We start from the raw sequence: 9,610 nt of genomic DNA on the forward strand, positions 1-9,610 counted from the left end.
AACGTGATGTCCGACCCCGCGGAGAACTGGGTGGGACCGCTGAGGGCCACCGTCCAGGGGGTGCGTTGGACGGTGATGGTGTTGGAGATGGCTTGGACGTCGATGTCGGGGCCGTTGGGTGCGGCGATGACGGCGCGGTAGTCGCGGGGTCCGCCGGTGTAGTAGCGGGTCTTGACGTGGCAGAGGCGCACGCCGCCGGTGGTGTCGCAGGTGCCGGCGACGGTGCCGGTGGTCAGGTCTTGGACGTGGACGGTGTAGTTGCCGTCGGTCTGGCCGGTGAGCTGGTTGGTGTCGACGTTGAACGTGATGTCCGACCCCGCCGAGAACTCGGTGGGGCCGCTCAACGACACCGTCCACGGCCGCCGCTCGACCGTCACCTCGCCCGAGGCCAGCTCCCCGACCCGGGCCATGTACACGCGCGGCCCGCCGGCGAGGAAGCCGGTGACGTCGACCGTGCACGACGTCCCCGACGTGCAGGTCTGCACGACGGCGTCGTCGGCGGTGGAGTCGACGATCTCGAGCTCGCTCCCGGTGAGCTCCAGCGGCTCGTCCACCCGCGCGGTGAGGCGGAAGCTCTGACCGATCTCGAGGACGGTGGCGCTCGACGTCAGCTGGACGGTGCCGGTGCCGAGGTGGACCGGCGCTTCGGCTGCGGACTGCGGGACCGGCGCGAGTTCAGGCAGGTCCGGGTCGTCGTCGGCCGCGTCCGGGCCCGGCTCGTCCGTCGCGTCCGCCGCCGCAGGTGCCGTCCCGTCCTCTGGCTCGGCGGGCCCGGCCCAGGCGGGAGCCGGGCCGGCGAGGGCGAGGGTCGCGGCCAGCGCCGCCACGACGACCGCGGAGACCCAGCGGGTCGGGTCGAGGGCGAACCGATCGGGCCGACGGCGTGCTCGGGTCTGTGCGCGGGCCATGCCCTGACAATGACGGCGGCGAATTCTCCTGGTCAACACCGCTTCGGCCTCACGAAACGCCTTTGAGTGCTCAGAGGTGAAGCGGACCGCACCGCGGGTGGTGCAATGCGCGGAATGTTCCGGATGCGCCGTTTGTGTTCGCCGCGAACGGCGTTTGACCGCCGTCTCCACCCAGTCGTTCCGCCGTCGCTACGCTCGCCCGCATGACCACCCTGATCGCCGAGGACCTGCTGCTCCTGCTGCTCGACGACCGCAACGGCACCGCGACGTCCAGCCACGTCGACGTGGCCCTGGGCGGCGCGCTGCTGCTGGAGCTCGCGCTCGCCGACGCCGTGCACGTCCGCGAGCGCACCAGCATCTGGTCGGGCGCGAAGGTCGCCGCCACCCCGGGCGCCGCGGTCGGCGACCCCGTGCTCGCGGAGGCGCTGCGGCGGGTCGCCGAGCGCGAGCGCGCCGCCTCCGACCTGGTGAACCGGCTCGGCAAGGGCGCGCGGGACGCCCTCACGGGCCGGCTCGCGGAGCGCGGGATCCTGCGCCGGGAGGACGACCGGGTGCTCGGGCTGTTCCCGCGCACCCGCTGGCCCGAGGCCGACGGCCGCCACGAGGACGAGGTCCGCGCGCGGCTCGCGGCGGTGCTCGTGCAGGGCCTCGACCCGGACCCGCGCACCGGCGCCCTCGTCGCGCTGCTGCACGCCCTGAGCCTGGCGCCGTCGATCGTCGACCGCGGGGGAGTCCCGGCCCGGGACGTCCGGCGGCGCGCGAAGGAGGTCGCCGAGGGCGCCTGGGCCGCGAAGGCCGTGCAGGACGCGATCACGGCGTCGACCGCCGCGATGACCGCGGCGATCACGGCCACGACGGTCGCGACGACCGCCGGCAGCTGACCCGCCCCCGGCCGCCGCGCCATGCCCGCCGAGGAAGGCGCGCCGAGATAGCGCCTTCGCGCCGAGACAGGACCCCCGAAGGCCCTCTCTCGGTCCGACGGTCCGACCTCGGCGACGTGGTGCGGGTGCGCCGCCTGGGCTCGGGTCGCACGCCGCCTCGCGCCCCGGGCCCGCGTCGCCCGCCGCCCCGCCGTCGCCTCCGGCTGCACGCGCCGGCCCGCGTCGAGCACCGGCGCGCCTCATGCCCCGGGGGTGCGCTCCGGGAGGAGGTCCTCGATCGCCGCGACCACCTCGGGCGCGTCGGGCAGCACGCGGGGGCGGAACCGGCGGGCGCGCCCGTCCGGCGCGACGAGGAACTTCTCGAAGTTCCAGGTGATCCGCCCGGCCTTGCCGGAGTCGTCGGGCACCTCGTGCAGGGCGCGGTACAGCGGGTGCGCGTGCCGGCCGTTGACCGGTGTCTTCTCCAGCATCGGGAACGTGGCGCCCCAGGTGGCGGAGCAGTACTCGGCGATGGCGTCCGACGAGCCGAGCTCCTGCAGGAACTGGTTGCTGGGCACGCCGACGACCGTGAAGCCGCGGGCCCCGTACGACCGGTGCAGCGCCTCGAGCTGCTCGTACTGGGGGGCGAGACCGCACCGGGACGCCACGTTGACCACCAGGGCCACGCGCCCGGCGGTCAGCGCGCCGAAGGTGGTGTCCTCGCCGCGGAGGGTCCGGACCGGGATGTCGTCGATCTGCACGCCCTCACCCTGCCACCGGCCGGGCCGCGTGTCAGGAGACGCGGCCCGGGATCAGCTTGCGCCAGTAGATCTGCGGCTCGAGGTACCGGTCGAACAGCAGCAGGCTGCGCCGCGGCCGGGCGAGGTCCGGGAAGGGCAGCGACGGCTCGGGCCGCCCGTCGCGGTCGAACTCGGCGAGCAGCAGCCGGCGCCGCGAGGTGGTGACGGGCGCGACCGAGTACCCGTCGTACCGGTGCATCGTCCGGCCGGTGCGGCGCGCCTGGATGTTGTGCGCGACGACGGGCACCTGCCGCCGCAGGGCGCCGCCCGAGGGCAGCGTCCCGACGGTCGCGGCGTCGCCGAGGCCCCAGACGCGGGGGTGCCGGACGTGCTGCAGCGTCTCGGGGTCGACGGCGACGAACCCCTCGCTGTCGCCGGCCGCCAGGTCGCCGGCGGCGATCCAGCCGTACGCCCGGTGCGGGGGCGCGAGGTAGAGCGCGTCGTAGCCGACCTCCTCGAGCCCGCCGTCGCCGGCCGCCGTCAGCGTCCGTGCCCCGGCGTCGACCGACGTCACCGCGGTGCGCAGCCGCACCCGGACGCCGTACTCCTCGGCCGCGGCCCGCAGCCGGCGGTCCGCCTCGGCGTGCCGGACGAGGTGCGGCCCCTCGGCCAGCAGGTCGACCTCGATGTCGCCCAGGACCCCCGTGCGCCGCCAGACGTCCAGGGCGGCGAACATGGGCTTCAGGCCGACGGGCGCGCAGGGCACGTGCCGGTCGGACAGCGCGAACACCGCGCGGCCCGCGCGCAGCGCCGAGAGCATCGCCCACGTCTTCTCGGCCTGCTCGGGCAGGTAGCTGGTCGCGGCGTGCGGGGTCGCGACCGCCTCCCGCGCGCCGGGGACCGCCTCCCAGTCGACCTCCGACCCGGGGCAGACGGCGAGGTCGCCGTAGCCGAGCTCGGTGCCGTCCGCGAGGACGACGACCGACCGCGCGGGGTCGACCGACGCGACCGTGCCGGCGTACCGCCGGACGCCGGACGGCACCACCTCGTCCTGGGGGCGGCGCAGGTCGGCCAGCGTCGCGGTGCCGGAGGCGACGTAGGACAGCAGCGGCCGGTAGTGGTGCACCGAGCGCGGCTCGACGACGGCGACGTCGCGGCAGCCGTCCCGCCGCAGCCGTCCGGCCAGGGAGAGCCCCGCGTTCCCGCCGCCGATGACGAGCACGTCGTGCCGCCGGGGACCGCTCATGTGCGCACCACGTTCCGTCTGCCGGGGACCGGACCCGGCCACCGTAGGCGAGCCCCGGGCCGCGCGCCCGCCGGGCCGCGGGGCCCACGCCGCGGACGCGGATGGACTTCTGAGGTAAGCCTTCGCTAATGTCCCGGTTCGTGCCCGTGAACACTGCCGCGATGGCCGCCGCCGACGTCAGCATCGGCTACGGCGGCGACCCCGTCGTCACCGGGGCGAGCGTCGAGCTCGCCGCGGGCCGGGTCACCGCGCTGGTCGGGCCGAACGGCTCGGGCAAGTCGACGCTGCTGCGCGGGATGGCCCGCCTGCAGCGGCTGTCCTCGGGCCGGGTCACCGTCGCCGACGGGGACGCGGACGCGCTGTCCGCCCGCGACTTCGCCCGTCGGGTCACGCTGCTCGCGCAGTCGCGGCCGACGCCCGCGGGGATCACCGTGCGGGACGCGGTCGAGTTCGGGCGGCACCCGCACCGGCAGGGCTGGCGCGGGACGGACCCGCAGGGCCGGGCGGCGGTCGACCGGGCGCTGGAGCTCGCCGGCATCGCCGACCTCGCCGGCGACGACGTGGACGCGCTGTCGGGCGGCCAGGTGCAGCGGGTCTGGTTCGCCTCCGCGCTGGCCCAGGACACGGGCGTGCTGCTGCTCGACGAGCCGACGAACCACCTCGACCTGCGGTACCAGGTCGAGGTGCTGGAGCTGGTGCGGAACCTCGCGGACGAGCACGGCGTCGCGGTCGGCGTGGTGCTGCACGACCTGGAGCAGGCCGCGGCCGTCGCCGACCGGGTGCTGGTGCTGCACGGCGGCCGGGTGGTCGCCGACGGCGCGCCCGAGCGGGCGTTCACCTCCGAGCTGCTCAGCGAGGTGTACGACATCGACATCGTGGTGCGGACCGACGCGGGGACGGGGCACGTCACCGTGCACGCACCGCGCCTGCTCCTGCGCCGCGTCGACGGCCGGGGCGCCCGCGCCGACGGCCACCGACCCTCCGGTCCCACGGAGGAACCCGCGGGGGACGGGGCCGACGCCCCGCACCCCGCCCCGGTCGGCGCCTGACGCCGCCGGGCCACCGACTCTCTCCACCGCCGCGCCTCCCCGCGGCCGAGGGCGCGACGCGCGGGCGCCCACACCTCCCGCGCAGACACGAGGAACGATGACCACCCGACGCACGCTCACGGCGCTCCTGGCCGTCGGCGCGATGGCCGCTCTGGCGGCCTGCGGCACCACCGACGAGCCGGCAGCCGAGACCACGAGCGCAGCGCCCGCGGGCGGCCCGGTCTCCATCACGGACGACCGCGGCGAGACCGTCGAGCTGGACGCGCCCGCCACCCGCGTCGTCTCGCTGGAGTGGATGCAGACCGAGATGCTGACCTCGCTCGGCGTCACCCCGGTCGGCGCGGCGGACGTCGAGGGCTACACCTCCTGGGTCGGCGCCGTGGTGCCGCTGGACGGCGAGCCCGAGGACGTCGGCACCCGCGGCGAGCCCTCGGTCGAGGCGATCGCGGGCCTGGAGCCCGACCTGATCATCGGCGTCACGTCGTCGATCCCCGAGGGCGCGCTGGAGCAGTTCGAGCGCATCGCGCCGGTCGCGCTGTTCGACGGCGCCGACGCGGCCGACCCGCTGGGCTACGTCGAGGACACGTTCCGCAGCGTCGCGACCCTCGTCGGGGCGGACGACGCCGCCGAGCAGGTCGTCACGGACACCGAGGCGCGGATCGCGGACAACGCGCAGAAGATCGCCGACGCCGGCCTCGAGGGCACGCCCGTCGTGTTCGCCTCCCCGTACGCCGAGGGCGCCAACGTCACCATCCGCATGCACGGCCCGCGCTCGGCCTTCCAGGCGGTCGCGGTCGAGATGGGCCTCGGCTCCGCGACCGAGGACCCGGGTGACGACGCGTACGGCCTGTCCTACGTCGACGTCGAGGGCCTGACCGCGCTGCCGGCCGAGACCCGGTTCCTGTACTGGGGCAACGACGACGAGGACGACGTGGTCGAGACGGCCCTGGCCGGCAACCCGGTCTGGCAGTCGCTGCCGTTCGTGCAGCAGGGGCACGTCTACCGCGCCGGCGTCGGCATCTGGGCCTACGGCGGCCCCGAGTCGCTGGCCGGCTGGTCGGACGACCTGGTCGCGCAGCTGACCGCCGAGTGACCCCGACCCGCACCGCACACCCCTGAAGGACGCCGTGACCACCTCGCCCCCCGCCGCCGGCCCCGTCGCCGCCGCGCGCCCCGCCGCGCCCGGTGCCGGACCGGTGGGCGGGGGTCGAGGTCCGGGCGCGCCCGTGGCCCGGCGGCAGCACGTCCGGGTGGTCGTGGCGCTCGCGCTGCTCGTCCTGTGGCTGGTCGCCGCCGCCGCGTGGCACCTCACGCAGGGCACCGCCGACGTCACCGTCGGCGACCTGTGGCGGGCGCTGACGGGCCAGGGCGGCCTCGACCAGGCCGCCGCGGTCGTCACGGCGTCCCGGCTGCCCCGGCTCGCGGCCGGCGTGCTCGTCGGCTGCGCGCTCGGCGCGTCCGGAGCGGCGCTGCAGGGGGTCGCGCGCAACCCCCTCGCCGCCCCGGACACCCTCGCGGTGAACGCGGGTGCGCACCTGGCGGTCACGGTCGCCGCGGTGGTCGGGGCGTCCCTCGGGGCGCTGCCCGGCGTGGCGGTCGCGTTCGTGGGCGGCGTCGCGGCCGCGGGCGTCGTCATCGGGCTCTCCGGCGGCCCTGCCGCCTCGCCCGTGCGCCTGGTGCTCGCCGGCACCGCCATCACCCTGGGCCTGTCGTCCGTGACCCAGGCCCTGCTCGTGCTGTTCCCCTGGGAGACCCAGGGCCTGTTCGCGTGGGGCGCCGGCTCGCTCGGCCAGAACGGCATGGGCACGGTCCGCGCGGTCGCGCCGGTCGTGGCCGTCGCGTTCCTCGGCCTGGTGCTGCTCGGCCGCCGGCTCGACCTGCTCGGTCTGGGCGACGACGCCGCGCGGTCGCTCGGCGTCGACGTGGCCCGGACCCGGCTGGTCGGGGTGCTGCTCGCGGTGCTCCTGGCCACCTGCGCCGTGACCGTGACCGGCCCGATCGGGTTCGTCGGCCTGTGCGCCCCGCTGCTGGTGCGCCTGCTCGCGACCTGGGTCCGCCCGCTGAGCCGGCACCGCCTGCTGATCCCGGCCGCGGCGGTCGCGGGCACGGCCCTGGTCCTGACCGCCGACGTCGCGCTGCGCGCCGTCTTCGGGCCGATCTCGGGCGTGACCGTCCCGACGGGCGTCGTCACCAGCCTGATCGGCGCCGTCGCCCTGGTGGTCCTGGCCCGCCGGGCGCGCGCCGCGCTCGAGCCGGACACCCTCGTCACGCTCCGGGCGGGCAGCGACCTGGCACGCCGGGCGCCCGCGCTCCTGCTGGGGGCCGGCGTGCTCGTCCTGGCCGGCGTGGTGGTCGCGGGCGTGCTGCTCGGCGACTCGACGGTGCTGCTCGGCGACGTGGCCAACTGGCTCGCGGACAAGGCCTCGGTGCGGCTGGACATCATCCTCGACTCCCGGGTGCCGCGGGTCGCGGCCGCGCTGCTGGCCGGTGCCTGCCTGGCCCTCGCGGGCGCGCTGGTGCAGACGGTCACCCGGAACCCGCTCGCCGATCCCGGCGTGCTCGGCGTCTCGCACGCCGCAGGGCTCGGCGCGGTGGTCGTCATCGTGGTCACGAGCGCGCCGTCGTTCGCGCTGGTGTTCGGCGGGGCGCTCGTCGGGGCGGTCCTGGCGGGGCTGCTGGTCTTCGGCGCGACCGCGGGCAGCGGCATGGCGTCCGGCCGGATGGTGCTGGTCGGTCTCGGCACCGGTGCCGCGGCCAGCGCGGTCACGACCCTCCTGCTCGTCCGGACGGACCCCTGGAACCAGAACCGGGCGATCACATGGCTCGGCGGCTCGACGTTCGGCGCCGGGGCGCCGCAGCTGGTGCCGATGGCGGTCGCCCTGGCGATCGGCGTGCTGGTCGTCGCCCGCACCCACCGGGACCTCGACCTGGTGCAGGTGGACGACGTGACGCCGCGGGTCCTGGGCGTCGACCTGGGGCGCTCCCGCTCGCTGCACGTCGGCGTCGCCGTGCTGCTGACCGCCGCCGCCACGGCCGCGATCGGGCCGGTCGTGTTCGTCGGCCTGGTGGCCCCGCACGCGGCGCGGATGCTGATCGGCAAGCGGCACCGGTGGACGCTGCCGCTGACCGTGGTGCTCGGCGCGGCGCTCGTGGGCGTGGCGGACCTCGTGGGGCGGACGGCCATCGCGCCGGCGCAGCTGCCGGCCGGCCTCGTCACGGCCGTCATCGGGACGCCGTACTTCCTCTGGCTGCTCTGGCGAATGCGGGCGACCTCGCGCCGCTGACGCCCGGGTCGGCCGGGTGCGCTGCGGCGCCCGGCCCGCTGGGGCGCCCGGCCCGCTCGGGTGGCGGCCGCGGCCCGGCGGGCGTAGAAGGGTGCTCCGGTCTCGTGAACGGCAGGAGCCCTGCGATGGTGCAGCGCAATCCCGGGTCCCGGCGCGCGCCGGGGCGGATCCGCGCGCGGGCCGCCGCGCCCGCGTGCCTGGTGGCGCTCGCGCTCGGCGCGGCGGGGGCGGCGCCGGGGGTCGCCGACGACGCCTCCGGCGCCCGACCGGACGGCCCGGGCGTGCCCGGCACGTACACGAACCCGGTCAGCGCCGGCTTCGCGGACACGTTCGCCGATCCCGCGGTGATCCGCGGGCAGGACGGATGGTGGTACGCCTACGGCACGACCGACCCGCTGCGGTCGGGCGAGGGCGCGCGGCACCTGCTCCCGGTGTCCCGGTCGGCGGACCTCGTCACCTGGGAGTACGTGGGGGACGCCTTCGGCGAGGACTCCCTGCCGTCCTGGGCGGACACCGACCCCGCGCACCCGGCCGCGCTGTGGGCGCCCGACATCCGCTACGTCGACGGCCAGTACCGGCTGTACTACGTCGTCACCGAGACCACCGCGACGCCGGGCACGGGGGACTCGGCGATCGGCGTGGCGACCGCGCCCTCGCCGACCGGGCCGTGGACCGACTCCGGCGACCCGGTGGTGGACCCGCGCCCCGGCGGCAGCGGCGGGCCCGACGACTTCCTGTGGACGTTCGACCCCACGCACGTCGTCGGCCCGGACGGCACCGAGCACCTGTTCTACGGCTCGTACTACGGCGGCATCTGGGTCACCGAGCTCGACGCCACCGGTACCGAGGCGGTCGGCGAGCCGGTCCAGGTGGCGGTCGACAACAAGTTCGAGGGCGCGTACGTCGTGCAGCGCGACGGCTCCTGGTACCTGTTCGCCTCCACGGCGAACTGCTGCGCGGGCCCGACGACCGGCTACAGCGTGCAGGTCGGCCGGTCCGACGCGGTCACCGGCCCGTACGTCGACCGCGAGGGGGTGCCGCTGCTGGCGTCGCGCGCGGGCGGCACGCCGGTGCTGACGCCGAACGGCAACCGCTGGGTCGGCACCGGGCACAACGCCGTCGTCACCGACCTGGCGGGGCGGGACTGGATCGTCTACCACGCGATCGACCGCGACGACCCGTACCTCGACGGGACCGACGGGATCAACCGGCGGCCGATGCTGGTGGACCGGCTCGACTGGGTGGACGGCTGGCCGGTGGTGCGCGGGGGTGCCGGGGCGTCGGACGACGCGGAACCGGCCCCGGCGGGCGGGGGTCCCGCGGTCGCAGGCTTCGAGGACGGCCTCGGCCGGGGCTGGCGCGGCGACGCCTGGCGCACGGTCGCGGGGGACCCGCAGGGCGGCGGGCACGCCGTCGCGGTCGGCGAGGGTGCGCTGCTCACTCGCGTCCGGCTGCCCGGCCCGGTCCGGGTCGAGGCGGACGTGCGGCTGAACCCCGGGGCGTCGGGCGGGGTGGTCACGGGG

Annotated in this window: 7 protein-coding genes and 1 pseudogene; 5 read left to right on the plus strand and 3 right to left on the minus strand. The window is 76.7% G+C overall.

What is annotated here, in order from left to right; all coding sequences use genetic code 11:
- Positions 1-908: pseudogene (locus MHY85_RS18640) on the minus strand (hypothetical protein); the annotation flags it as partial.
- A 203-nt stretch (positions 909-1,111) separates the two neighbouring features.
- On the opposite strand from MHY85_RS18640, the gene MHY85_RS18645 reads away from it, so the two are divergent.
- Positions 1,112-1,789, plus strand: a complete 678-nt coding sequence (locus tag MHY85_RS18645; RefSeq protein ID WP_239199359.1) for a GPP34 family phosphoprotein — start codon at positions 1,112-1,114, stop codon at positions 1,787-1,789.
- 239 nt (positions 1,790-2,028) lie between these two features.
- Here MHY85_RS18645 and MHY85_RS18650 read toward each other — a convergent pair whose 3' ends face one another.
- Positions 2,029-2,529: a glutathione peroxidase gene (locus tag MHY85_RS18650; RefSeq protein WP_239199362.1), complete on the minus strand. Its 501-nt coding sequence runs from the start codon at positions 2,527-2,529 to the stop codon at positions 2,029-2,031.
- A 31-nt stretch (positions 2,530-2,560) separates the two neighbouring features.
- Positions 2,561-3,754 (minus strand): NAD(P)/FAD-dependent oxidoreductase, encoded by a 1,194-nt coding sequence (locus MHY85_RS18655; RefSeq protein ID WP_239199365.1) that lies wholly within the window; start codon positions 3,752-3,754, stop codon positions 2,561-2,563.
- Between the two features lie 161 nt (positions 3,755-3,915).
- On the opposite strand from MHY85_RS18655, the gene MHY85_RS18660 reads away from it, so the two are divergent.
- From MHY85_RS18660 to MHY85_RS18675, 4 genes are all read left to right on the plus strand, one after another.
- Positions 3,916-4,803, plus strand: a complete 888-nt coding sequence (locus MHY85_RS18660; RefSeq protein ID WP_304519006.1) for an ABC transporter ATP-binding protein — start codon at positions 3,916-3,918, stop codon at positions 4,801-4,803.
- A gap of 97 nt (positions 4,804-4,900) precedes the next feature.
- A complete protein-coding gene (locus tag MHY85_RS18665) occupies positions 4,901-5,896 on the plus strand; it encodes an ABC transporter substrate-binding protein (RefSeq protein ID WP_239199368.1) in 996 nt (331 codons plus the stop codon).
- 34 nt (positions 5,897-5,930) lie between these two features.
- The gene (locus MHY85_RS18670; RefSeq protein WP_239199371.1) at positions 5,931-8,087 is read left to right on the plus strand and encodes an iron ABC transporter permease; all 2,157 of its coding nucleotides are present in this window, start codon (positions 5,931-5,933) and stop codon (positions 8,085-8,087) included.
- A 125-nt stretch (positions 8,088-8,212) separates the two neighbouring features.
- Positions 8,213-9,610: family 43 glycosylhydrolase (locus MHY85_RS18675; RefSeq protein ID WP_239199374.1), on the plus strand; the 1,398-nt coding region annotated here is incomplete at its 3' end.

It is taken from the genome of Cellulomonas sp. ACRRI (assembly GCF_022346185.1).
GTDB lineage: Bacteria > Actinomycetota > Actinomycetes > Actinomycetales > Cellulomonadaceae > Cellulomonas.